At 47.2% G+C, this 23,811-nt stretch carries 18 protein-coding genes and 2 pseudogenes; 14 read left to right on the top strand and 6 right to left on the bottom strand.

Going from position 1 to position 23,811, the window contains the following annotated elements:
* Nucleotides 1-400: 400 nt before the first annotated feature.
* The 4 genes and pseudogenes from copM to GA0061070_RS22105 form a co-directional block, all read right to left on the bottom strand.
* Nucleotides 401-751: a CopM family metallochaperone gene (gene copM / locus GA0061070_RS22090; RefSeq protein WP_090138455.1), complete on the bottom strand. Its 351-nt coding sequence runs from the start codon at nucleotides 749-751 to the stop codon at nucleotides 401-403.
* 157 nt (nucleotides 752-908) lie between these two features.
* Nucleotides 909-1,172, bottom strand: a pseudogene (locus GA0061070_RS22095) (copper-binding protein); the annotation flags it as partial.
* A 252-nt stretch (nucleotides 1,173-1,424) separates the two neighbouring features.
* Nucleotides 1,425-2,900 carry a Cu(+)/Ag(+) sensor histidine kinase gene (locus GA0061070_RS22100; protein ID WP_090138459.1) on the bottom strand — a complete coding sequence of 492 codons (1,476 nt, stop codon included), beginning with the start codon at nucleotides 2,898-2,900 and terminating at the stop codon, nucleotides 1,425-1,427.
* Nucleotides 2,893-3,573, bottom strand: coding sequence for a copper/silver response regulator transcription factor (locus GA0061070_RS22105; protein ID WP_090138461.1), 681 nt, complete (start codon nucleotides 3,571-3,573; stop codon nucleotides 2,893-2,895). The genes GA0061070_RS22100 and GA0061070_RS22105 overlap by 8 nt, the downstream gene beginning before the upstream one ends.
* A gap of 189 nt (nucleotides 3,574-3,762) precedes the next feature.
* Between GA0061070_RS22105 and GA0061070_RS22110 the strand changes: the two genes are divergently transcribed.
* From GA0061070_RS22110 to GA0061070_RS22165, 11 genes are all read left to right on the top strand, one after another.
* Nucleotides 3,763-5,148, top strand: a complete 1,386-nt coding sequence (locus tag GA0061070_RS22110; RefSeq protein ID WP_090138463.1) for an efflux transporter outer membrane subunit — start codon at nucleotides 3,763-3,765, stop codon at nucleotides 5,146-5,148.
* A gap of 29 nt (nucleotides 5,149-5,177) precedes the next feature.
* Nucleotides 5,178-5,531: a cation efflux system protein CusF gene (gene cusF, locus GA0061070_RS22115; protein WP_090138465.1), complete on the top strand. Its 354-nt coding sequence runs from the start codon at nucleotides 5,178-5,180 to the stop codon at nucleotides 5,529-5,531.
* A 112-nt stretch (nucleotides 5,532-5,643) separates the two neighbouring features.
* Nucleotides 5,644-6,927, top strand: a complete 1,284-nt coding sequence (locus tag GA0061070_RS22120) for an efflux RND transporter periplasmic adaptor subunit (RefSeq protein ID WP_090138466.1) — start codon at nucleotides 5,644-5,646, stop codon at nucleotides 6,925-6,927.
* 10 nt (nucleotides 6,928-6,937) lie between these two features.
* Nucleotides 6,938-10,084 carry a Cu(+)/Ag(+) efflux RND transporter permease subunit SilA gene (gene silA, locus GA0061070_RS22125; protein ID WP_090138468.1) on the top strand — a complete coding sequence of 1,049 codons (3,147 nt, stop codon included), beginning with the start codon at nucleotides 6,938-6,940 and terminating at the stop codon, nucleotides 10,082-10,084.
* 959 nt (nucleotides 10,085-11,043) lie between these two features.
* Nucleotides 11,044-11,700 (top strand): fimbrial protein, encoded by a 657-nt coding sequence (locus GA0061070_RS24935; RefSeq protein ID WP_139109815.1) that lies wholly within the window; start codon nucleotides 11,044-11,046, stop codon nucleotides 11,698-11,700.
* Nucleotides 11,701-11,777: 77 nt separating this feature from the next.
* Nucleotides 11,778-12,533 (top strand): fimbrial biogenesis chaperone, encoded by a 756-nt coding sequence (locus GA0061070_RS22135; protein WP_090138472.1) that lies wholly within the window; start codon nucleotides 11,778-11,780, stop codon nucleotides 12,531-12,533.
* 664 nt (nucleotides 12,534-13,197) lie between these two features.
* Nucleotides 13,198-13,851: a fimbrial protein gene (locus tag GA0061070_RS22145; RefSeq protein WP_090138477.1), complete on the top strand. Its 654-nt coding sequence runs from the start codon at nucleotides 13,198-13,200 to the stop codon at nucleotides 13,849-13,851.
* A gap of 39 nt (nucleotides 13,852-13,890) precedes the next feature.
* Nucleotides 13,891-14,499: a fimbrial protein gene (locus tag GA0061070_RS22150; protein ID WP_090138479.1), complete on the top strand. Its 609-nt coding sequence runs from the start codon at nucleotides 13,891-13,893 to the stop codon at nucleotides 14,497-14,499.
* A gap of 73 nt (nucleotides 14,500-14,572) precedes the next feature.
* A complete protein-coding gene (locus tag GA0061070_RS22155; RefSeq protein WP_244153185.1) occupies nucleotides 14,573-15,268 on the top strand; it encodes a fimbrial biogenesis chaperone in 696 nt (231 codons plus the stop codon).
* Between the two features lie 541 nt (nucleotides 15,269-15,809).
* A complete protein-coding gene (locus tag GA0061070_RS22160; protein ID WP_090138481.1) occupies nucleotides 15,810-16,658 on the top strand; it encodes a fimbrial biogenesis chaperone in 849 nt (282 codons plus the stop codon).
* Nucleotides 16,659-16,786: 128 nt separating this feature from the next.
* Nucleotides 16,787-19,345 (top strand): fimbria/pilus outer membrane usher protein, encoded by a 2,559-nt coding sequence (locus GA0061070_RS22165; protein WP_244153186.1) that lies wholly within the window; start codon nucleotides 16,787-16,789, stop codon nucleotides 19,343-19,345.
* 1,641 nt (nucleotides 19,346-20,986) lie between these two features.
* Here GA0061070_RS22165 and GA0061070_RS26070 read toward each other — a convergent pair.
* Nucleotides 20,987-21,082: pseudogene (locus tag GA0061070_RS26070) on the bottom strand (hypothetical protein); the annotation flags it as partial.
* 366 nt (nucleotides 21,083-21,448) lie between these two features.
* Here GA0061070_RS26070 and GA0061070_RS22175 point away from each other — a divergent pair.
* Both GA0061070_RS22175 and GA0061070_RS22180 read left to right on the top strand, forming a co-directional pair.
* Nucleotides 21,449-22,351, top strand: coding sequence for a winged helix-turn-helix domain-containing protein (locus GA0061070_RS22175; protein WP_167353613.1), 903 nt, complete (start codon nucleotides 21,449-21,451; stop codon nucleotides 22,349-22,351).
* Nucleotides 22,352-22,478: 127 nt separating this feature from the next.
* Nucleotides 22,479-23,003 carry a hypothetical protein gene (locus tag GA0061070_RS22180; RefSeq protein WP_090138489.1) on the top strand — a complete coding sequence of 175 codons (525 nt, stop codon included), beginning with the start codon at nucleotides 22,479-22,481 and terminating at the stop codon, nucleotides 23,001-23,003.
* A 199-nt stretch (nucleotides 23,004-23,202) separates the two neighbouring features.
* Here the strand turns inward: GA0061070_RS22180 and GA0061070_RS22185 are convergent, their stop codons facing one another.
* The gene (locus GA0061070_RS22185; RefSeq protein WP_090138491.1) at nucleotides 23,203-23,523 is read right to left on the bottom strand and encodes a GNAT family N-acetyltransferase; all 321 of its coding nucleotides are present in this window, start codon (nucleotides 23,521-23,523) and stop codon (nucleotides 23,203-23,205) included.
* 35 nt (nucleotides 23,524-23,558) lie between these two features.
* Here GA0061070_RS22185 and GA0061070_RS22190 point away from each other — a divergent pair.
* On the top strand, nucleotides 23,559-23,811 hold a 253-nt coding region (locus tag GA0061070_RS22190; protein WP_139109817.1), incomplete at its 3' end, for a transposase.

Below are 23,811 nucleotides of genomic sequence, written 5' to 3' on the forward strand. Positions count from 1 at the left end.
GCCTGTTTGAGAATGGCGATGATCTGACTGTCAGTAAAACGTGATCGCTTCATAGAAATCCCCCTGCATTCAGGTCAGGAGAAAATTCTACTTATCAACACACCGGTTTTTCGGGGGGATTACCATCGTTAAAGATACTTAATTTTTAGGTGCCAAGGGGGCATGCTGCCATCTTCAATATAAAACTGACCGTTATTATCATCTTTTTTTGAATGTTATAGGATATCGGTAGTTCGGTTGTGTTAGGTAGTTTAGATTGCTCATCTGTCAGGGGCATTTGAAGACTGGCGGCACACTGAGAAGTATCTATTGATGAGTTATGACTTAATGTGTGTGATACATAGGGGTGTGTGTCCGGGAATATATTCGGATTACTCTGGGTTTTGGTTATCCGCAATATTTATTTATGTTTGCTTACCCATTTATTCATCTGCTCGATTTCACCTTTTTGCGCTTTTATGATGTTCTGCGCAAGCTTTCTCATTTCGGGATCCTTTCCGTATTTGAGCTCGGTTTCAGCCATTGCTATTGCACCTTCATGATGTGCAATCATGCCTTTAGCAAACGCTTTATCAGGATCTGATTCTTTAACGGCAGTCATCATTTTTTCATGCATGTCTGTCATGCCTGCCATATATTCCTGCGACGATGCTGATGATGTCATATCTGTCATTTTCATCTCTGAGTGTTCGGCAGATATTGCTGGCAGGGATAATATTAATATTACAAAAAGAGAGTTTTTGATTTTCATAAAATAAATCCTTTGTTAGTTGCGTACCCGGTAATTGTAGCTGAGAAAGATAAAAGCCCCCAGGCGAGGGCAAGATATCGCCACATATACGATCAAGGAAAAATCTATCAAGGCAGGGGTAACAACATGCTCGTTACTGTTGAATTCAACTGGCTTTGATCATACGACGGTGAGCTTCGGCCATAGCCTGATGCGGTCCTGACTGGCCGTTCTTCATGGTTTCATGGGCAATGGCAGCCTTTTCATGTTCATCTGTCTGTAGCGCTGAGCCCTGGATCGCGGAAGGAACCGAAGCCGACTGTATCTGGTGAGCCGGAGCCTGCGCATTATTGACACGCTCATGAATATTAACGGTGTCAGTAGCCCAGGCTGTTGAAATTAAACCAAGACCAAAAACAGATACTAATAAGATATTTTTCATGGTAACTCTCCATTACTGAATTAATAATGTCCGGTAATTGTAGTCAATGCTTTCAGTTTCAGAATCGAATGACACTGCTCAGAACATATTTACCCGGACGACTGGCTATATATTCATCTCATGATGTGCTATTAACGATCCGTATTGATGAAGTCATTCAGCCTTACTGCTAAGTTGTATTAATTATATCGAATGGTCTCTGTTTACCGCGTGACGACCTAATGACATGTTTGTCATTTTTATTACTGTAAATTAGTGCTGACTTGTGGGTGTTACAATATCCAGCCTCGGCACAGATAATATGAAGCGTGTTGAATAAGCATCCGATTCCACGTGAACTTCTCCGTGATGTGCGGCCACGATTGATTTCACAATGGCAAGGCCTATACCGCTGCCTTCTCCTTTTCGTTGCCTGGATGGATCTACCCGATAAAAGCGGTCAAACAGTCTTGGCAAATGTGCTTCAGGGATAGCTTTTCCCGGATTTTCGACTATGAGGTCAAAATAGTTTTCCTGTTCTCTAATCGAGACGGTCACCGTTTGTCCCTCCGGTGTATAGCGTAATGCATTGGATAACAGATTATTGATTGCTCTTCTGAACATCTGTGGATCCCCTTCTATCAGGCAGGGTATCCCGTTGAACTTCAGCATGATGTTGCGTTCTTCCGCCCAGGCTTCGAAGAAATCAAAGACTTTAATGACCTCTGTACTCAAATCAAACATTACCCGATCGGAGATCAACTGATTATTGTCAGCCTGTGCAAGGAAAAGCATATCGCTGACCATCTTTGTCATCCGGTTGTACTCTTCAAGGCTGGAGTACAGGACATCCTCAAGCTCCTTATGTGTCCGGTTCTGACTCAGCGCAATTTCAGTTTGCGTCACCAGATTGGTGATAGGGGTTCTGATTTCGTGCGCGATATCTGCAGAGAAATTGGCCTGACGGGTAAAGACATCCTCAATTTTTTCAATCATATGATTGAAAGAGATGACCAGTTGTTCCAGCTCAATAGGAACGCGTGACGGTTCAAGCCTGGCATCGAGATTCTCAGAGGTGATGTTTTTAATGGCATTGCTGACGTTGCGCAGGGGAAGATGCCCCTGGCGAACTGCAATCCGAATAATAAGAATAATTAGCAGGCTGATGACAGTGGCAATTGCAACCAGATTCTTTTTAAGCGCATCAAGATAGTGAAGATGAAAATTAATGGAGAGCCCGATAAGCATGATGTAGTTCTGGCTCTTCCCTTGAAAAGCCGTTACGCCTGACGAGGCGATGATCCTGTATGTTTCCATTGCCATATCAGGGGAGGAGAGCATCGGCCGGGCAGGAGCCTCCACCGTCCAGAGAAAAACATCCCGCGCGCGGCTATGCTGGCTAAAGTCTGCCGTTTTCACGGCCGGGCGTAATGCTGCCCCTTGTGCCGAACTGAACAACACCTCACCCTGGGGATTAAGAAGCAGAACGGCAACGTTGCGGTAACTGGCTATCGACTCCTTGATTTTACTTATCTTTTTCTCATCAGTATCTACCGGAGATTGCAATAAACGCTGAATCGTGGTGCTAATTTGTTGCAGATCGCTGACATCCTGCTCGGCAAAATGTTTTTCAACGGAATGCAGCATAAACCAGGTAAACGCGATAAAAGCCATTATCGTGGACAGGCTGATAAAAAAAGTCAGCCGCAGGGCAAGGGAGAATGGCCGTCTGGATGGCTTGTTACGCATCCGGGATCTCCAGCATGTAGCCCACTCCGCGTACCGTCTGGATCAGTTTCGGCTCGTAATCATTGTCTATTTTAGCCCGAAGCCGCTTCACTGCGACGTCAATTGCGTTAGTGTCGCTATCAAAATTCATGTCCCAGACCTGGGATGCTATCAGAGAGCGGGGCAACACTTCTCCTTGATGACGAATGAAAAACTCCAGCAAGCTAAACTCCTTACTGGTCAACAGAATACGGTTTCCCGCCCTGTTAACCTTTCTCGATACAAGATCAAGTGTCAGATCGGCAACCTGAAACTGGCTTTCAGATATCACTGTATTGCCACGACGCAGGAGGGTTCTGACACGAGCCAGAAGTTCGGCGAATGCAAATGGTTTAACCAGATAATCATCTGCACCAAGTTCAAGTCCCTTGACCCGATGCTCGATAGTTCCGAGGGCAGACAGTAATAAGATTGGCATACCCTTACCCGCTGTACGAAGCATACGTATAATATCCCAGCCATTCACATCCGGGAGCATGATATCCAGAATCAGCAAATCATATTCTGCCGTCATGGCGAGATGATATCCGGTCAGACCGTTGTCGGCATGATCAACTACGAACCCGGCCTCGGTAAGCCCCTTGCTAAGATACTCACCTGTTTTGATTTCATCTTCAACGATCAGTATTTTCATCTTATCCCCTGTAAGCCTTCCCCTGTCATTCTAGTGAGCGTAAGTCCGTTATCAACGGCTTAAATTAAAAATGACAACATTGTCATTATCTTGTCACCGGCCAAACAGAGTGCCTTCGTTAAAGTAGCCTTATCATTTTTACGGATACCATTTGAACCATTTATCAGGGCTATCTGGACGAGAAACGACATGTTCAAATTAAAACTACTCTGCATCAGCACGATATTAATCCTGGCAGGTTGCGTCTCACTGGCACCTGAATATCAGCGCCCGGCAGCACCGGTACCAGAGCAGTTTTCCCTTTCCCGCAACAGCATGACACCAGCGGTAAATGGCTATCAGGGCTCTGGATGGCGTAACTTTTTTGTCGACCCCCAGGTTACCCGCTTGATCACTGAGGCGCTGAATAATAACCGTGATTTGAGAATGGCTGCCCTGAAGGTTGAAGAGGCCCGGGCTCAGTTCAACGTTACGAATGCGGATCGTTATCCCCAACTGAATGCACCGTCAGATATCACTTACAACGGCGGCCTGAAAGGTGACAAGCCGACAACCCGACAGTACGAAGCTGGATTCGATCTCAGCTATGATCTCGATTTTTTCGGCAAACTCAGGAATATGAGCGAGTCTGACAGACAGAACTATTTCGCCAGCGAAGAAGCCCGTCGTGCCGTACACATCTTGCTCGTATCGAACGTTTCACAGAGCTATTTCAGCCAGCAACTTGCTTATGAGCAACTCCGTGTTGCACGGGAAACACTGAAAAATTATGAACAGTCCTGGGCTTTCGTCGAGCAACAACTGGTAACCGGAAGTACGAATGTTCTGGCTCTTGAACAGGCTCGGGGGCAAATTGAAAGCACCCGCGCAGAGATTGCAAAAAGAGAAGGCGATCTGGCACAGGCAAATAATGCACTTCAGCTTGTTCTGGGAACGTATCGTGTGCTTCCGTCAGAAAAAGGAATGAAAGATAACGATATCAAGCCAGTAAAACTGCCACCAAATCTTTCATCACAAATTCTGCTTCAGCGCCCTGATATTATGCAGGCGGAATATCAACTGAAAGCGGCTGATGCCAATATTGGCGCTGCGCGTGCTGCTTTTTTCCCGTCCATTACTCTGACAAGTGGTCTTTCAGCAAGTAGTACGGAGTTGTCCAGCCTCTTCACGTCTGCTGGCGGGATGTGGAGTTTTATTCCTAAAATTGAAATCCCTATATTTAATGCTGGCAGGAACAAAGCCAACCTGAAACTGGCTGAAATTCGCCAGCAACAATCAGTTGTCAATTATGAACAAAAAATTCAGTCAGCATTTAAGGAAGTTGCCGACACGCTCGCACTGCGAGATAGCATCAGTCAGCAACTTGCCTCTCAACAGCGTTATCTTGACTCGCTACAGATAACTCTTCAGCGTGCCAGAGGTTTATATTCCAGTGGTGCCGTTAGTTATATTGAAGTGCTTGATGCGGAACGTTCACTGTTCGCAACGCAGCAAGCCATTCTCGACCTTATCTATTCCCGGCAGGTTAATGAAATTAATCTGTTCACCGCATTGGGTGGTGGCTGGGTAGAGTAACTTTACTTAATCAATCAGGAACTTAAAAAATGCGTAATTCACTTAAAGCGATTTTATTTGGTGCTCTCTCAGTGATCTTCTCTTCTGGCGTCTATGCAGAAGAACATCAGCACAGTGAAATGAATATGGCCGGTGATACATCTTCACAGCAAATTATCAAAGGGACCGGTGTTGTAAAAGACATTGATCTTAACAGTAAAAAAATCACTATTTCCCATGAAGCTATCCCTGAGATCGGTTGGCCCGCAATGACTATGCGTTTCACCTTTATTAATGCTGACGAAAGTATTACTGCCCTGAAAACTGGCAGCCATGTTGATTTTTCTTTTATTCAGCAAGGTAATATCGCTTTGCTCAAAACCATTAAAATTACGCAGTCCTGATTACAGTCTGGAGCAAATACATCCTGTCTGTCTGAATATTCATAAAGTCATCTCTGTGAATTACTAATCGGGTGCATATGCCTGGAGTCTTGATTTTTTAGCGGGAATTTGTATGGCTTCTTTAAAGATAAAGTATGCTGCAATTATTATCAGCAGCCTCATAGCAGGAGGGGTGATATCTGTTACTGCTTATCATTATGTAAACTCTTCTGGAAAAGCAGTGGAAACCGAAAAAGCAGAAAAGACGACATCGGAGCGAAAGGTTCTTTTCTGGTATGACCCAATGAAACCAGATACCAAATTTGATAAACCCGGTAAATCACCCTTTATGGATATGGATCTGATCCCAAAATATGCTGATGAAAACGGCGAGAAAAGCGGTGACGGTATTCGTATTGATCCAACACAGGTTCAGAACCTTGGATTAAAAACGCAAAAAGTTACACGCGGAACGCTGAATTATTCCCAGACGATCCCAGCCAACGTTAGTTATAACGAATATCAGTTTGTCATTGTGCAGGCACGTTCTGACGGCTTCGTTGAAAAAGTCTATCCCCTGACGATTGGGGATCATGTGAAAAAAGGTACTCCGCTTATCGATATCACCATTCCGGAATGGGTGGAGGCACAAAGTGAGTTTCTCCTGTTATCTGGTACCGGAGGGACGGCCACGCAAATTAAAGGGGTACTGGAACGGCTGCGTCTGGCAGGCATGCCGGAAGAGGATATCCAAAGGCTGCGTTCAACCCGGAGTGTCCAGACCCGCTTTACCATTAAGGCACCTATAGATGGTGTCATTACTGCGTTTGACCTGCGCTCCGGAATGAATATATCCAAAGATAAAGTTGTGGCGCAGATACAGGGGATGGATCCGGTCTGGATAAGCGCGGCAGTCCCTGAATCCATCGCATATCTGCTGAAAGATACCTCACAGTTTGACATTTCGGTACCTGCCTACCCGGATAAAACATTCCATGTAGAAAAATGGAACATTCTTCCCAGTGTGGATCAAACCACCCGCACGCTGCAGGTCCGTCTTCAGGTGACTAACAAGGATGAGCTTCTTAAGCCGGGCATGAACGCCTGGCTGAAACTAAATACGCAAAGCCAGGAAATGCTGCTGATACCGAGCCAGGCTGTGATTGATACCGGCAAAGAACAGCGCGTGATTACTGTCGATGATGCAGGCCGATTTGTGCCAAAAAGGATCCAGGTTCTGCACGAATCACAGCAACAGTCAGGTGTAGGCACTGGATTGAATGAAGGGGATACCGTGGTGGTCAGTGGTCTGTTCCTGATTGACTCCGAAGCCAATATTACCGGTGCGCTGGAGCGTATGCGCCATCCTGAAACGACGCCGAATATGTCTCCTGCAAACGCGCATTCCGGTCATTGAGGAGACGACGATGATTGAATGGATTATCCGGCGGTCAGTCGCCAACCGTTTCCTGGTTATGATGGGCGCCCTGTTTCTTAGCCTCTGGGGAACCTGGACTATCATCAATACCCCTGTGGATGCGTTGCCCGATCTGTCAGATGTGCAGGTAATTATTAAAACCAGCTATCCAGGCCAGGCTCCGCAGATTGTTGAAAATCAGGTCACATATCCTCTCACCACCACTATGTTGTCGGTACCGGGCGCAAAGACCGTGCGCGGTTTTTCCCAGTTTGGTGATTCTTATGTGTATGTCATTTTTGAAGACGGGACTGATCTGTACTGGGCCCGCTCCCGCGTGCTGGAATACCTTAATCAGGTACAGGGGAAACTGCCTGCTGGCGTGAGCTCTGAAATTGGCCCTGATGCCACGGGGGTGGGCTGGATATTTGAATATGCGTTGGTCGATCACAGCGGAAAACACGATCTTTCGGAACTACGCTCCCTGCAGGATTGGTTCCTGAAATTTGAACTGAAAACCATTCCTAACGTCGCAGAGGTTGCGTCGGTTGGCGGCGTGGTGAAACAGTATCAGATCCAGGTGAATCCGGTAAAACTCTCCCAGTACGGTATCAGCCTGCCTGAAGTGAAGCAGGCGCTAGAGTCTTCCAACCAGGAAGCCGGTGGCTCATCCGTTGAAATCGCGGAAGCCGAGTACATGGTTCGCGCCAGCGGTTACCTCCAGACCATCGAAGATTTCAATAATATCGTCCTGAAAACAGGAGAAAACGGAGTACCGATTTATCTGCGTGATGTTGCCCGCGTACAGACAGGACCGGAAATGCGACGCGGTATCGCAGAGCTTAACGGACAGGGTGAAGTTGCCGGTGGGGTCGTGATCCTCAGATCGGGTAAAAATGCGCGGGAAGTTATCACGGCTGTAAAAGATAAACTGGAGACGCTGAAGGCCAGCTTGCCTGAAGGTGTAGAGATTGTGACTACCTATGATCGCAGCCAGTTAATTGACCGTGCAATTGATAATTTGAGTCATAAACTCCTTGAAGAATTTATTGTTGTTGCTATCGTTTGCGCCTTGTTCCTCTGGCATGTGCGTTCTGCGCTGGTGGCGATTATTTCTCTACCACTAGGCCTTTGTATCGCCTTTATCGTTATGCACTTCCAGGGCTTGAATGCCAACATCATGTCGCTGGGTGGGATAGCCATTGCCGTAGGGGCGATGGTGGATGCCGCCATTGTCATGATTGAAAATGCGCATAAAAGGCTGGAAGAGTGGGATCATCAGCATCCAGGCGAGCAGATCGACAACGCCAGCCGCTGGAAGGTCATTACTAACGCCTCTGTGGAAGTCGGCCCCGCGCTGTTCATCAGTCTGCTGATCATCACCCTGTCGTTCATTCCTATCTTTACCCTGGAAGGGCAGGAAGGGCGTCTGTTTGGTCCACTGGCGTTCACGAAAACGTATTCCATGGCAGGTGCGGCAGCGCTGGCAATCATCGTCATTCCGATCCTGATGGGATTCTGGATCCGGGGGAAAATTCCTGCGGAGACCAGCAACCCCCTGAATCGGCTGCTGATTAAGGCCTATCATCCTTTACTGCTGCGAGTACTGCATTGGCCAAAAACAACCCTGCTGGTTGCGGCTTTGTCCATCTTCACGGTTATCTGGCCACTGAGCCAGGTTGGCGGTGAGTTTCTGCCGAAGATCAATGAAGGTGACATGCTTTACATGCCATCGACTTTGCCTGGCGTCTCTCCGGCTGAAGCAGCAGCGCTCCTACAGACTACGGACAAGTTAATCAAAACCGTTCCTGAAGTGGCCTCTGTATTTGGCAAGACTGGTAAGGCAGAGACCGCAACGGATTCCGCGCCGCTCGAAATGGTGGAAACCACAATTCAGCTCAAACCTGAAGATCAGTGGCGACCTGGCATGACGATTGACAAGATTATTGAAGAACTCGATAAGACCGTCCGTTTACCGGGTCTGGCAAACCTCTGGGTGCCGCCTATTCGTAACCGTATTGATATGCTCTCAACCGGGATCAAAAGCCCGATAGGTATCAAGGTGTCGGGAACCGTTCTGTCGGATATCGATGCGACGGCACAGAGTATTGAAGCGGTAGCCAAAACCGTGCCGGGCGTGGTCTCTGCTCTGGCTGAACGTCTGGAGGGTGGGCGCTATATTGATGTGGATATCAACCGTGAAAAAGCGTCCCGGTACGGTATGACCGTGGGCGATGTTCAGTTGTTCGTCTCTTCAGCTATCGGCGGTGCAACGGTAGGCGAAACGGTTGAAGGTGTGGCCCGGTATCCGATCAATATCCGCTATCCACAGGATTACCGAAACAGCCCAAATGCGTTGAAACAGATGCCAATACTGACGCCGATGAAGCAGCAAATCACGTTGGGTGATGTTGCTGATATTAAAGTCGTTTCCGGGCCAACCATGCTGAAAACTGAAAATGCCCGTCCAGCCAGCTGGATTTACATTGATGCGCGCGGCAGGGACATGGTGTCGGTAGTAAATGACATTAAGACGGCCATCAGCCAGAAAGTGAAATTAAGACCGGGTACAAGTGTGTCATTCTCCGGACAGTTTGAATTACTTGAGCACGCCAACAAGAAACTGAAACTGATGGTACCGATGACAGTGATGATCATTTTCATTCTGTTGTACCTGGCGTTCCGTCGTGTTGATGAGGCCTTACTTATTCTGATGAGCCTGCCGTTCGCACTGGTTGGTGGGATATGGTTCCTGTACTGGCAGGGCTTCCATATGTCTGTGGCGACCGGAACCGGATTTATCGCGCTGGCAGGGGTGGCGGCAGAGTTTGGTGTGGTCATGCTGATGTATCTGCGTCATGCCATTGAAGCGCATCCGGAGTTGTCCCGCAAAGAGGCGTTCACACCTGAAGGTCTTGATGAAGCTCTCTATCATGGCGCCGTGTTGCGTGTCCGACCAAAAGCCATGACCGTGGCGGTAATTATTGCGGGTCTGCTGCCCATACTCTGGGGAACCGGCGCAGGCTCAGAAGTTATGAGCCGTATTGCGGCGCCGATGATTGGTGGGATGATCACGGCTCCGCTACTGTCCCTGTTCATTATTCCTGCTGCCTACAAATTAATCTGGCTGCGCAGACATAAAAAAAGCGTGTCATAACACGGTAAGGACACCCCATTGAGGTGTCCTTCTGCATACATTCGCCCGAACATCAGGGGGGATCGAAAATATACTGCTCTCCCCCCTGTAAACAGTGCCTGGATAAACTGACGTCTCCGGTCTTTCTTTCATCGAACAAAGAGGCCAGCCCGTTATGAAAAAGTGATCCTACTGCCAGTTGAGGTGACGATCGCCATCCTGATACTGACTTAATATACGGATAATAATAATGTCGGTATCAGTTTGCAGACAATAAAATCATATGGTGTTAAAAAGATCGCGTTCATCATCGCCGGACCATAACCTCTCCTACGTCAGTTCATTAACAACACTCATTTTTATTGTCTACTGTTAGTGTTTTTTTACTAAGGATTTTTAAACTTTTTATTGATTGATTCTGGATAATATGTAGATGGTTGTTGAAGATTGTGATGATTATATTAGCTGCTGGGTTGAATTTCCTGATGACATCTTGGGGGGGTAGCGCGAGAGGGATTTAATGTGGCACGGTACCTTCTTTAGTTTCTTATTTTTGCGAAATTAAATTCTTTAAAATATATATAATCGATATATTATTCTTTATTTTGTGTTTTCTTAAGTGCAAGTATCTGATTGTGACGTTGTTTGCTATTATTTTCGAATCAAATTAAACATGTTTTTCTCGCTTTCACATGGTTTGCAATGTTAAAAGTCAGGGATGACATTAAAATATACCGAAGTGAGGCCAGAACAGCAGAGCTGGAAGATTAAATATCAACATTAAAAATGTTCACGGTAATGTGGGGCTTCTTGTTGAAGCGGTTTTGTTTTATATTGCTCGCAATGTGGCAATAAATTAAGAATATGAACTTATCCATATCAGTCGAGATTGTTATTCTGCAAGTGTACATTTGATTGATATACAATAATTTATTGGCTGTTGGTAATAAGAGAGCTAATAGACATCACACTAAGTTTGTGTGCATAAAATCGCTCGTATTGAGTTTATTGATTTTTGTTTTTTGAATATAGGTACATTATACATGAAGGTTTTATTTACAATCACTGCTGCAGCTTCCATTATGGCTGCTAGTATGACTTCTGCATTTGCAAACGGTACTGATGCTCACATGGAAATTACCGGTAATGTTGTCCCGGTTTCCTGTAATCTTGGGCCTGGAGGAAACTCTCCCTCCAACATTTTCTTGGGTAACGCCACACCAAGCGAATTTACCTTAGGGAGCGGTACTTACTCCTCCCTTTATACTGTAGCAAGCAGCAAAAAAACCTTCCAGGTAACAGTTAATGGTTGCTCAGGGGTTACCCCGACAGCGGGTAATACACTGAACATTCGTGTTAATGCTAATGGTAAGACGATGAACACCCAGCAGACTATCTTTGGTGGCGGTGCAGGACAGTCCTCAGATGCTGGTGCTTCTCTGGCTACGACAGGTGCAAGTGCTGCACTTCTGGCTGATGGCGATGACGTTGTTGCTTACACTTATCAGCAGGATGACGTTGCGGATGCTGCAAATGGTGCCGTAGTGCAATTCGAGACAATGCTGGCTTCTGAGTTTCCGACACCTACTGTCGGCTCTATCAATGCCCCGGTCACCTTCACGGTTGCTTACAAATAATCTTTATTATCTGATAACAGCCCTTATTGGCATTGTCACGAGGGCTGTATTTCAATGCAGAGAAAGGCACTTAGCACATGATTTCGGTTAACGACGCGGGTTTTCCCCGTCAACTGACTGGCTGTCTTATTGTGGGCATGATTGCTCTGATGATGTCACTGTCGGTGCAGGCATCTGGTATAGGGTTAGGTCTGGTTAGATTGATTTACAACCAGCAGGACGAGCAGGCAACTGTACCCGTCCGTAATACATCATCGTTGGCTTATCTAATTTCCTCTCGGATTAGCCAGAGTCCGGATGGCCATGAACAGACGCCTTTTATTATCTCTCCACCACTGTTCCGATTGGAAGGTAATTCACAAGGAATGGTGAGAGTGGTCAAAAGTACATCTTCACTTCCGACAGATCGTGAGAGCGTATTTTACATGACTGTGGCGGGTATCCCGGCGAGCACACCATTGTCACGTACTGACTCACCTGGCTTCGTGGAAGGGGGGATCAAATTTGCCTATGGCAGTACGATAAAACTGTTTTACCGACCTGCGGGTTTGTCTTCAACTGCCCCGGCGGCGGCAAAATCAGTACGATTTACCCGCGAGGGGGCGAATGTAAGGGTGGAAAATCCGTCGCCATATTATGTCACGTTTCGTGATATGCATATTAATGGTCAGTCAGTAAAGTTTGGGAAAAAACAGCCTGATATGTTGGCACCGTTCAGTTCGATGATCATACCGGCAGGTCGGGTGTTTCCAATAAGCCAGGCGGGGAGAGTGAGTTGGTCGGCTGTTGTTGATATGGGGGCAGTGGTGACGGCCTCTGGGATACTTCAGTAATGGTCGCAGTGTCGCTCTCCCGATGGAGAGTAAAAATCGTCTTAGTCATGCTGGGAGGACTTATCGCTGGTACCACGATACCTCCAGCGCTGGCGGCCAATAATAATACTGCGATAGCAACGTTCAAAGCCGCTATTTTACCCGGTACTTGTTCGATTGCCCTGAACAGTAAAAAAGTTTCTCTCGATTTGAAGTCTCTGAGTTCAGGCAGTGTAGTGTTGGGCAGTCCCTTACTGACGTCAGATTCTGATCCTCAGGTTCTGGATGTAATTTGTACGGGGTATCCGTCTAATGTGTCTATGCCTTCACTGACAGTCAGTGGTAGTGATATAGCGAGTACCAGCCCATCGCTTTTCCGTGATGGGGGGGATAACCCGTCAGTGTCACTCGGATTTCAGGTTCAGGTGGCCGCCATAGGAGCCGCTCCCTCGGATTGGTCGACGATTAAATACATGGATAAGGGGAAGCCGGTCCCGGTCGACATCTCCCAGGGTAACAATGCAAATGGTGCGCAGATCCCGATCCGGTTTTCAATGTGGTGCGTTCCACAGGCAGGGAAAACCGTAGCTGATTGTCGTTCTGGTGGGAAGGTGATTGCGAATCTGTCATTTATGTTTGATTACGAATAGCACGACTACACCAGAGTGAATCAGGAGGGACAGTAATGTACAGGAAAATTCAACAGACATATGCTGCAGTCGTGCAACGGTGTACGCGAGAACAGAGAGAAACATTTATTTTCACCGAGATTATAGTTCTTTCTGTGTTCCTGTTTTTTCCGGCAACTGCATCGGCAGTTGTTAATGTGACCGTTAATGAAACAATTGTGCCCGATCATTGCGAGGTGAGCCTTTCAGGTCTTGATGCGGTTGATTCGCTGGACTGGGGGAATCTATCATCGGAATCACTGAGTACGCCAGGGGCAGTATCAGATGTCAAGACTTTTAATTTGTCACTGACAAAATGTGGGAATTCTTACGGCAGTACGGTGCCAACTATTACAGTGTCAGGCACTGCAGTTGGGGCATCCTCTACTTCTGCTGAATATCTGTTTCGGCAACCTAACAGCGTAGCGCAAGGTATCGGGTTCATTTTGCGCTTTAACGACACTTCCGTCACCTGGATTGGTGGGGGGAAGGACCCTAACCTGAAAAACGGGACAATTATATCTCCTTCAGGGGGGGAGCTGACGTTGCCTGGAACCTGGAAATCTGGGACGCCTATTCCTATCGCTGTGGCTCTTTCTACGGGGGATCTGAACAGACAGTTGGCAGGTTATGTTCAGGGGAGTGTGACCTTTACATTTGAATACAAGTAGTGGTGGCTGTAACCGATGAGAGAAGGCCTGAAGGAAGAAATGAAAAAGTGGAATACAGCCCAACGAAAATACAACCTTAATGCGATGATCGGGGTCGTGATTATTATTGGTAGTGGGATGAATCCGGCCAAGGCTGCTAACCCCCCGTCAATAACGGCTACCTACACAGTCACAACACAAAATGCCACGTGTGATCTGCAACTCAACACGGCGGCAACCCTGCAGCTAGAGGATGTACGGCAGGGATCGTTCTTCGACGGATCATCCCCTGGTCGTGCTCAGGGAAAAGTTATTACATTACAACTGGTCAACTGTATGGGAAGCCCCGGTGGACGTGTACCCAAGATCAGTGTGTATGGTGATCGTGATGGAGTAACTGATCCAACGCTATACCGTAAGTCGACTTCTGTTGCTGAGGGAGTGGGATTTGCCCTGACACAGGACAATAATGGTACGGGCGCTGTCTTGCTGGCTGGTACGTCGGCCAATCCCACCAACGTTCAGGTGCCTGGTACCAATATTGGTCAGGATCCGAATAACAAAACTATCGATTTTTTTGTGCAGGCATCACGGGGAAATCAATCTGCCAGTGGTGTGACGTCAGGAACGCTGACAACCGATTTACATTTTGACTTTATATATGAATAGCGCCAGATATATTCAATTACGGCACCTGGCGAGAATTAAGCCTCTAAGGTATTTGAGAAAAGTGTGGCAACAAATGAAAGTAATGCAGGTGGCTGTTGCGATAGTGATGATGTGTACGGGGATAGCCCAGAACGCCTGTGCTGGTGTTTCACTGGGGCAAACCCGTCTGGTGTATCCACAATCCTCTAATGGTAAAACAATTATGCTGCGTAACAGTGGCAGTGAGGTGTATCTGGTTCAGGCTGTGGTGACAGCCTGGGAAACTAACCAGCCAGTGAAGGAGTTCACCGTGTTACCGCCATTATTTCGCCTCGAAAGTCATGCCAGTAATGTGCTGCGTGTTGTTCGAACTGGAGGAGAGTTTCCTCAGGACAGGGAGTCCATCTTTCATTTTCGGGTAAATGCCATCCCTGCCGGGAAGGTACCGACAGGAGAGGATAGAGGTGCCTCACTGGCGATTTCCCTTGGGATGGGTATCAAGCTCTTTTACCGTCCGGAAGGGTTACCGATGACACCTGGCGAAGCCTATGGCCGATTGACATTTCAGCGACGTGGGGGGGAGGTAGTGGCGTACAATCCGACGCCATACTACTTGACGTTGTCGCAGTTATCGTTGGGCGGGGTGCCGGTTAATCTGGACAGTGCTCAGGCGATGATCCCTCCGTTTTCCCAACAATATTACCCATCCTCCTCAGGTAACAAAGCTGAGTGGGCAACCATTACTGACTTCGGCGGGAGCAGTGATGTATTCCATGCAACGATACAATAACAGGCCATGTCCGCCTCACGTAAATTGGACTGAGATTAGTTGGGTGAGCAAGTAAATAATTATCAGGACTTTGCATAATATAATCTGCAATACGATGAAAAAATAAAAACAAAGAGATTTACGCAAATAAGACGGTGCAAAGATACAAAGTCTAAAATTAAAACCATTAAAGTTGAAAATTAGTGTATGTGTTTATTGGTTGGATGTTGCAAAAATAAAAATATCCATGCGCAGATATTATGATTGAGAAAAGATACAATAGCGTATTGCTGCCGCTCATACGTTAGCGATGACAGGCGTTTGTACAAGCTATGGCAGTGGCTGATAAATAAATGTATTAATGTCGTTTTTCTGCTCATCCGCGCGGAAGAATAGTGTTTATTTGTTCTTTATCCTGGGATTAATGCTAAATCCCGTTAATGCCAATTAAGCTGCGAGCAGACTTAAATAGTGTCCCGACTGGCCTGAATATCCCCGCGACTGTGGCTGCTTTGCCGTGGTCATATACTCGGAAATACATTCCTTCTATTTAAGAAGGGTGATGAAAGATATATTAATTATGAATGAGAACTCACGATCAACACTGATACAGCGAATTATGCGCCCTCTTGTTTTGTTTGGAGGTGGCCTGCTGTTTTTGCTGAGTGCCTTCCCATACGCCGAAGCAGCAAAAAATGAACTTCAGGGCACCTTTTTTGTGTCCACTCGCCTGATTTACCCGGAAGACGCGCAACAGGGTAAGAGCATCGTGCTCAATAACAACAGCGACAAGGATTTTTTGCTGCAGGCGTACGTCAGCCAGCCTGATACGGTGACCAGCTTACCGACCCTGCCAGGGAAAGAATTCCTGGTGACGCCTCCATTGGTTCATTTGCCAGCCCATCAGACTCAAACCCTGCGTCTTCTGCGTATCGGTGGGGATTTTCCGACAGACCGGGAGTCTGTTTTTTTTCTGACCGCCCGTTTGATCCCAAATGAGGGGGGAGAGCGTGAGAAAAACGCCTCTGGATCCCCTTCGGTGGTGAAGTATTTGACGGCCCTATCGGTAAAGGTGTTCTGGCGTCCTCAAGGGCTGGACAAACCCAACGCAGTGGAAGAGGCCGCAGGCAAACTGACCGCAAAGATTATGGGTGATGTGCTGTCCCTGAAGAATCCGACACCGTATTACGTAACCCTTCGGACGCTCTCCATCGGGGGGGGCGACGTACCAACGAGTGAACTGGTGCATTTGATCCCGCCCTTTGGGATACAGAACTACAGATTGCCGACAGGCACGAAGCGAACTGCCGTCATTCCCGTTGTCTGGACTGCTATTAAAGAAAACGGTTTTGATACGGCACCTTATTTAAGCCCCGTGGATACCCGTGAAATTGTCGCTGAACACAAGTGATTGGTAACATAATAGTGAAAATAACTAAATGGAATCTTTGCGATAGCGGTAGCCCCGCTGCGTTCTCAGTACGGCAACTGTCGCGGGTCAGCTTGCATGTTCTGGTGGCGTTAATGTGCGGAACGAGCATGCAAGCACTGGCCGGGGAGTACTTCGATCCTTCTTTGCTGCAGTTTGGTGTCGGGAATGGTCAGGCTGTTGATCTGAGCCAGTTCGGAAAGGTTGGTGGCCAGGCTGAGGGAACCTATAGTGTTGATGTTTATGTTAATAATCAATCTATGGGTATGCGAAACATCAATTTCGTGCATGACGCGTCAGGCTCCCTGTTGCCAGTACTGACCCCTGCGGACCTGGATGGCTGGGGAGTGAACCTGAAGAGCGAAGAAGCATTATCCGCACTGCCAGTGAGCGATGCACTGCCTCTGCCCCTGTCCGATTATATTCCGGATGCTTCTGTCAAACTGGACTTTTCCCAGATGCATCTGTTGCTCAGTGTTCCGCAGCTCAATATGAAACCCAACCAGGATACCCTGGCTGACCCTCTTCTGTGGCAGGAAGGAGAGCCGGCGTTCCTACTAAACTACAACCTGAGTGGTAATTCCTACCAAAGTAAAAACGGTGGTAGCAAAAACGATTCACAGGGGTTGTTTGGGTCATTCCAGAGCGGCCTGAATCTGGGCGCCTGGCGACTACGTAACAGCTCCACCTACACTCACAGCCGGCAACGTTTTGACAATTATGACTCGCTGGGAAATACCCGCCAGCGGACTTCGCAGTCACAACAAAAGTGGACTTCGCAGCAAACATACCTGCAGCGCGATATCGCATTTTTGCGTAGCCAACTGATCATGGGTGAAACCAGTACCGGCAGCGTAGCGAGTCAAGTACTTGACGGATTCTCATACCGTGGTGTCGGGCTGATTAGTAGTGATGCCATGTCGCCGGGCAGCATGAACGGCTTTGCGCCAGTCATCACTGGCATCGCCCGCAGTAATGCGCAGGTAACAGTTACGCAGAACGGGGCTGTCATCTACCAGGCTAACGTGGCGCCCGGTCCGTTCCGTTTTACGGATCTTGCAGGTTCTGGTACCAGTGGTGATCTGGAAGTTTCCATCCGTGAATCAGACGGCAGCATCCATGGGTTCCGCCAACCGTATTCAAGTCTTCCCGTGATGCAACGTCAGGGGCAGTTTCGTTATGAAATGGCTGCCGGGCAGTATTACATCGGTCACGGTGGCTACACTGCTACTGGTACACCGGGTTTTGCCATGGTGTCGGCGATTTACGGTCTGCCGTGGGACGTGACAATTTATGGTGGTGTCATTGGGGCGAATGATTACCAGTCGCTGGCAATTGGCACCGGTTTATCTCTTCGCAACTATGGGGCTGTTTCACTGGATGCGACGCACTCCCGAGCCACGCACTCCGGGGACAGCCAGCCCCTGACGGGAGAGTCATACCGAGCCCGGTATTCCAAAAGTATGATGACTACGGGAACCTCCGTAGACCTGACGGCTTATCGTTACTCCACGCGTAACTACCTCAGTTTCAATGATGCGAATAACCGTGGTTACGACACCGAGAGTGGTCTTCCGGACTGGCTGAATGGACGTCGTCGCAGTACTTATGAGGTACGCCTGAACCAGACGCTGTGGACGAACTATCAGCTCTGGTTGAGCGGGCATCGTGATAACTACTGGGGTTCAGACAAAACCAACACCAACATGACAGCAGGCCTGAGTGGTTCAGTGCATCAGGTCGGTTTGTCGGTAAGCTATGGCGTGGACCGTATCCGTGGGAGCGGAGACTGGCCAGTGAACCGTCAGTGGACGCTGACGATGAATGTGCCAATGAGTCTGTTTGGTTCGGCCGCCCCATTACAGAACAGCTATGCAACATACAGCCTAATGCATGACAACACCGGACGTAGCAGTAACCAGCTGACGATGGGGGGCGCTCTGCTTAAAGATAACAGTATGAACTGGAGTGTTTCTCAGAATATGAGTAACCAGGGGAGCGGTAACAGCGGCTCAGCATCGCTGGGGTACAACGACTCCTGGGGGAGTGCGAACCTGGGCTACAACTATGATAACAATGGGGGGCGCGGTGTGACTTACAGTGCGAATGGCGGACTGCTGGCGCATCGCCATGGAGTCACAATGGCCCACAATATCAGTGATGCCGCAATAGTAGTACATACCGGCGTGCCTGGCGTGAAGGTGATGAATGGCGGCGCCACAACGGACCGCTGGGGTAATGCAGTGGTCACCGGGGTGCGGACCTACAGCCGTAACAATATCAGTATCGATCCGGCGTCGTTACCTGAGGGGGCGAATCCACCTACCAGCAGCCATGCTCTGTATCCGACCGCTGGTGCCATTCTGGTGGATGACACTCCTATACGCCTGGGCCAGCAGGTGCTGATGAACCTGTTTCACAACGGTAAACCGGTGCCGTTTGGTGCGATTGCCGCTCTTAAGGGAGAGGCGGATCAGGGCAGTATTGTCGGGGAAGGTGGTCAGGTGTATCTGGGGGGAATGCCGGAGAAGGGTACGCTTCAGGTGAAGTGGGGCACTACACCGGACTCACAGTGTCAGGTTCCGTTCGCTCTCCCGAAACCGGTACAGCGTAGCAAGCAGGATACCCGCTGGCATCCGATTAAGACCATGGATATGACGTGTCGATAAGGATGTGTGGGGATACCCCTGGAGGGAGGGTGATCCCCACAGACTCCCGCAAGCAATAATGTCTTTTTACACACGCTAAATGGATGACTTCATCATTCTGGCGCATACCCCCGCTGGCAACTGAGAAAACAAGTACAGGTATTTAATCAATTTTTAACGAATCCGGTATTTACCAACGCCCGGATAAGGCCTTTATTGGCAGGACTGAACGAGGATTTGACTGGTGAGGACACAAATTAGTGGTGTAGTAGTGGGGCGCGTTGTTCATCGTGTGCTTATCAATCACACGGAACGGTTGCGTCCGTTTTATGGGAGGTTCCAAAAATGGTCGGCTACATATGGACGAGACAGGATGTTGCAATACAGGACTCGGTGGATGATATGGGCAATGTGCTTCGCTCCTCTGAGTTATGTGATACCCGCTACTGCCAATATTGGTACCGCGGAGGATGTAACTGCCGGCCTAACGACGTGTATCAACAATGGGACACTGGGACCATTAGCATCACCTGCAGGTTCATGGGGTGGGAAATGCGATATCCCCCTGAGTGCTAGAGCTTTCGCGCCCAGTGTGCACTTGCCTGGCATCGCAAATGTCAGTGGATCTTTACAGGCCTGGCTGAGCTGGCCGGGAGCCCCCGCTGGATACGGTGTGAGCTTACGCTTAACGAACGCTCTAACGATAACTTGCCAGGGGGTAGGTAGATATACCTGGTATAGTGGCACAGTAATCCCACTTAACACTTTAGTAAAAAACAACGGCTCAAATAACTCAGGGGTGGGGTGCTCCTATGCTAAATATGCCCCTCCCACGTTTCCCACAGACGTAATGTTGGATAAAAATGACGTGAAATACTCCGGCTCGGTTGGCGGGGTCCTTACGATGACGATCTCCGTCCCGGCGGGGAGCGCCTTGATATATCCTGCTCTCAACCTGACGTTTGATACGTCATATCCAGATCAGTATACCATGATGTCTCTTGCGGTGGCTGGGAGCGGAGGCCTGAACCCCACGCCGCCAAACCCTCCTGTGGCAGGTACTCCACCCAACTGTACTGCAATCACCGGTGTAGCCAGTACCAACTATGATTTTGGTCGGGCAGAGCCAGGTATTCAGGCAGGTGTGTTAAATACCTCGGGTACTGTACCTCCGCATAACCTGACGCTGTCCTGCACTGCCGGGACTGGGGGGAACATCGCAGCTAAGGCCACTATGTACGTTCAGACATCGTCGTCGTTGAGCTCTGACAGACTGAGTCTCTTAGACAGTGCAAAACCTAACGACTGGCTAGGTCTGCAGCTCGCTTTCCCCGCCGCGATGCCAGCTGGCGTGTCTAAAGATATTAACCAAAAAAATACGGTCGTAACCTGGACAGCAGGCCAGACTGTGCCTCTATGGGCATGGTCAATACCGGCACAGACCGGTGCAGGAGCGATAAGCTTACCCATGGTATCGCTTCAACCACAGATCAAACAATTAGTAGCGGCACCAACGGCTGTTGAAGGTACACGTACGTACCATGTTACGTATTCGGCTGTGATTCAGTAATTAAGCGAGTATAGGAGAACAATATTAGTACCTGTGGAGACTGATCCCACCGCAGTAGACGATCCTGCGCGGTTTCCATCATGAAGCATTCATATGGCAGTAAGTCTGAGTGCATGGTTTTTATCACGCATTTTCTGGATAGTGCTCCGCATCAGGCGCCTTTCGTGGTGGGAGATTGGAGCTATGATCGAGAGCGCTCAGTCCGGTTGGTAATTTGTGATTTTTGGCGATTGATCAGATCGCACGATTCGGACTAAGTTCCCTCCCGGGAATTTATTATTAAGAACCGCTATTTAGTACAGAATATCGTTGCTACAGCGAAGCTTACGGTTCTCCTTCTCCAGCCTTTATAGTAGATTTAGCTAATGCAACTTCCATTGCCCCTCATCATTCAATCATTATTATGTGCATTTTAAATGCTATTATTGTTTAAACATTTTCGAAACAAGATCACAAAACAATATAGAATTTGTTCACTTATAATGACAAAATGTTTCTCGTCCACCATTATTCAGCATTGATGAGCATTAAAGATGGGACGCCGAGGGATACTTATGGTTCAGAAAGACTATATTATTGATCATACTATCAGATTTTCCCCTGCAAGCGAGACTTTAGGTTTGATAGATAACCCAGATTCATTTGTTGTCTTAACTCCAGCCTGTAATCGATTGTTGATGTATTTAATCTCTAATCAAGGCGCGGTACTTTCTCGTGAGCGTATTTTTTCAACGCTATGGGAACAATATGGAAAAACACCGTCAAATAGCAGTTTAAATTCATATATTTCTCTAATCAGAAAGTCATTTGTTAACCTTGGGCTCAGTAATGAAATTATCTCCACTATCCCTAAGATTGGTTTTTTATTCAACTCTGATATTCAAGTTGAAGTCGAACTTATTGAATCAAAAGATGTAGATGCGAGGAATGAGGACACTTCTCGTGAAGACTCACCTGATATTAATACAGGTTTTTCTGAGCATAATAATGCTCTAAAAGATTCTCATGATCTGGAGTCAACCACTCATGTTAATAACAAAAATAAATCAAATGATATTGATTTCAAGTATGCCATGTTAAAGTTTGGTTACCGTGTATTTTGGTTTGTTTTTTGTGTGACTCTAATAGTATTACCAGTGCTAATATTTACTAATATAATGCCAAACAAAATACCTCCAATAAATCCGGTAAAAGTTGGAAAGTTCGGTAATTGTGATATTGTTTTTTTACCAACTCACGCTGGAAATACATTCATGTTTTCCGCTGCTGAAGCTCACGATATGGTAACTATATCAGGCTTCACTTGTAAACCAGGCGGAGTATATTATCTTTACACAAACAAAAGAGTTTCACTCAGTGAAGAGGGTAGGATATATGTTTCATATTGTGATTTAAAAAATCAGCGTATAATGGACTGTACTAATTTTATCAGTGAGAATATAAAACTGGAGAATTGATGCTACCCTTTTCAATAACACAGACAAGGAAATTAAAATTCAAATGACGTATACTTTTATTTTTATGTGAATGCTGTAATATAATTACAAACACCTTGTAAAGGACAATTAAATAGAGAATATTTATATGTTGGGCAAAAAAATAAAAATCTCTCTTAAAAAAGCACAAAATAAAATGAATATGATTAGCATGGTAATCATATTTTTTGTATTAATGTGTGCGGCAAGTATGATTATTTATCTCATCTCCAGCATGACAGGAAGTAAATCACATCTGCTTGATTTTGCATGTTCTTCTAATTTGAAATATGAAAATACTAACGCCAACAATATAATGAACACTAATATTTTACTGGTGTTAAGAAATGACGGAAAGGGAATGATAACCTTTGATGGAAACATCACTAATGAGAAGGGTAATTATAAGTTGTCAAGAGTGGTTTATTTTAATTATGAATACTTCAATTCGCGTTCTTTCATTCTCAGAGAGAAAACATCAACATTAAGTAAAAGAGATACAATCCCGAATGGTTTATTTGAGGAAAGATATTTCCCTACAGATACATTTTATGTTGCTCCAATTGACAATATTAAAAACGCACTGTTAATTGGCAACCGTTTATCCCCTGTACTTATTTGCATAACGGACTAAAAAGAACTCAATATCTGACCCCGGTCCAAAATCAGTGCAATGGAGTGCCCCCACGACAGTAGACATATCCTGTCCTCACGACGAGGCCTGTTCGAAGGCCTCCGGACTGATCCCACCTGAGAAACCCTGCAAAATGAACTTAAAAGGCGGTCTGAATTAACTTACGGTAAAAAGGCATATCCTGCCCGACAGCGTCGGTTCATTCAGGGCTCGGAGCTGCGGATAATATACTTTCAAACCGTTTTTTTTCCAGTCTCATCGGCGTGACCGGCATACCATAAAAATTACGCGCCTCTCCGGTCACCTTTCCGCCAAACTGGCTGATAAGGTTTACCGTGATCTCGCGAGCATCGATTATCACTTCACTGCATTCGAGGAAAGCATCCTGAAGGGACGTCAGGGCCAGTTTTTTACCTATCCCGAGCCCTCTGTAAGCCGGATCTACGCAAAACCGCCCCCAGTGATGCTGTTCATTTTGTAAGTATCCCGCATAATCGTGCCATTCATATTTAGAGAGCATCCGGCATAATCAATCTTCCAACGAAGGAGATCGCTATGCGTAAAGCCCGTTTTACTGAGCATCAGATCATCGCTGTGATTAAGTCGGTTGAAGCCGGACGAACCGTTAAAGATGTCTGCCGGGAGTCCGGTATATCTGAAGCCACCTACTACAACTGGAAGTCCAGATACGGCGGCATGGAGGCTTCTGATATTAAAAAGATCAAGGATCTTGAGGACGAGAACCGGCGTCTCAAACAGATGTTTGCCGACCTGAGCCTTGAGAACCGGGCACTGAAAGACGTTATCG

This window comes from Kosakonia oryziphila (genome assembly GCF_900094795.1).
GTDB classification, from domain to species: domain Bacteria; phylum Pseudomonadota; class Gammaproteobacteria; order Enterobacterales; family Enterobacteriaceae; genus Kosakonia; species Kosakonia oryziphila.

What these genes read in the sequence shown, in the direction of transcription:
- GA0061070_RS22100 (WP_090138459.1), bottom strand. Translation starts at nt 2,900, where the DNA reads ATGCGTAACAAGCCATCCAGACGGCCATTCTCCCTTGCCCTGCGGCTG.
- GA0061070_RS22155 (WP_244153185.1), top strand. Translation starts at nt 14,573, where the DNA reads ATGAAAGTAATGCAGGTGGCTGTTGCGATAGTGATGATGTGTACGGGG.
- GA0061070_RS22150 (WP_090138479.1), top strand. Translation starts at nt 13,891, where the DNA reads ATGAAAAAGTGGAATACAGCCCAACGAAAATACAACCTTAATGCGATG.
- GA0061070_RS22160 (WP_090138481.1), top strand. Translation starts at nt 15,810, where the DNA reads ATGAAAGATATATTAATTATGAATGAGAACTCACGATCAACACTGATA.
- GA0061070_RS22120 (WP_090138466.1), top strand. Translation starts at nt 5,644, where the DNA reads ATGGCTTCTTTAAAGATAAAGTATGCTGCAATTATTATCAGCAGCCTC.
- cusF (WP_090138465.1), top strand. Translation starts at nt 5,178, where the DNA reads ATGCGTAATTCACTTAAAGCGATTTTATTTGGTGCTCTCTCAGTGATC.
- GA0061070_RS22110 (WP_090138463.1), top strand. Translation starts at nt 3,763, where the DNA reads ATGTTCAAATTAAAACTACTCTGCATCAGCACGATATTAATCCTGGCA.
- GA0061070_RS22165 (WP_244153186.1), top strand. Translation starts at nt 16,787, where the DNA reads ATGCAAGCACTGGCCGGGGAGTACTTCGATCCTTCTTTGCTGCAGTTT.
- silA (WP_090138468.1), top strand. Translation starts at nt 6,938, where the DNA reads ATGATTGAATGGATTATCCGGCGGTCAGTCGCCAACCGTTTCCTGGTT.
- GA0061070_RS22135 (WP_090138472.1), top strand. Translation starts at nt 11,778, where the DNA reads ATGATTTCGGTTAACGACGCGGGTTTTCCCCGTCAACTGACTGGCTGT.
- GA0061070_RS22145 (WP_090138477.1), top strand. Translation starts at nt 13,198, where the DNA reads ATGTACAGGAAAATTCAACAGACATATGCTGCAGTCGTGCAACGGTGT.
- GA0061070_RS22185 (WP_090138491.1), bottom strand. Translation starts at nt 23,523, where the DNA reads ATGCTCTCTAAATATGAATGGCACGATTATGCGGGATACTTACAAAAT.
- GA0061070_RS22105 (WP_090138461.1), bottom strand. Translation starts at nt 3,573, where the DNA reads ATGAAAATACTGATCGTTGAAGATGAAATCAAAACAGGTGAGTATCTT.
- copM (WP_090138455.1), bottom strand. Translation starts at nt 751, where the DNA reads ATGAAAATCAAAAACTCTCTTTTTGTAATATTAATATTATCCCTGCCA.
- GA0061070_RS22180 (WP_090138489.1), top strand. Translation starts at nt 22,479, where the DNA reads ATGTTGGGCAAAAAAATAAAAATCTCTCTTAAAAAAGCACAAAATAAA.
- GA0061070_RS22175 (WP_167353613.1), top strand. Translation starts at nt 21,449, where the DNA reads ATGGTTCAGAAAGACTATATTATTGATCATACTATCAGATTTTCCCCT.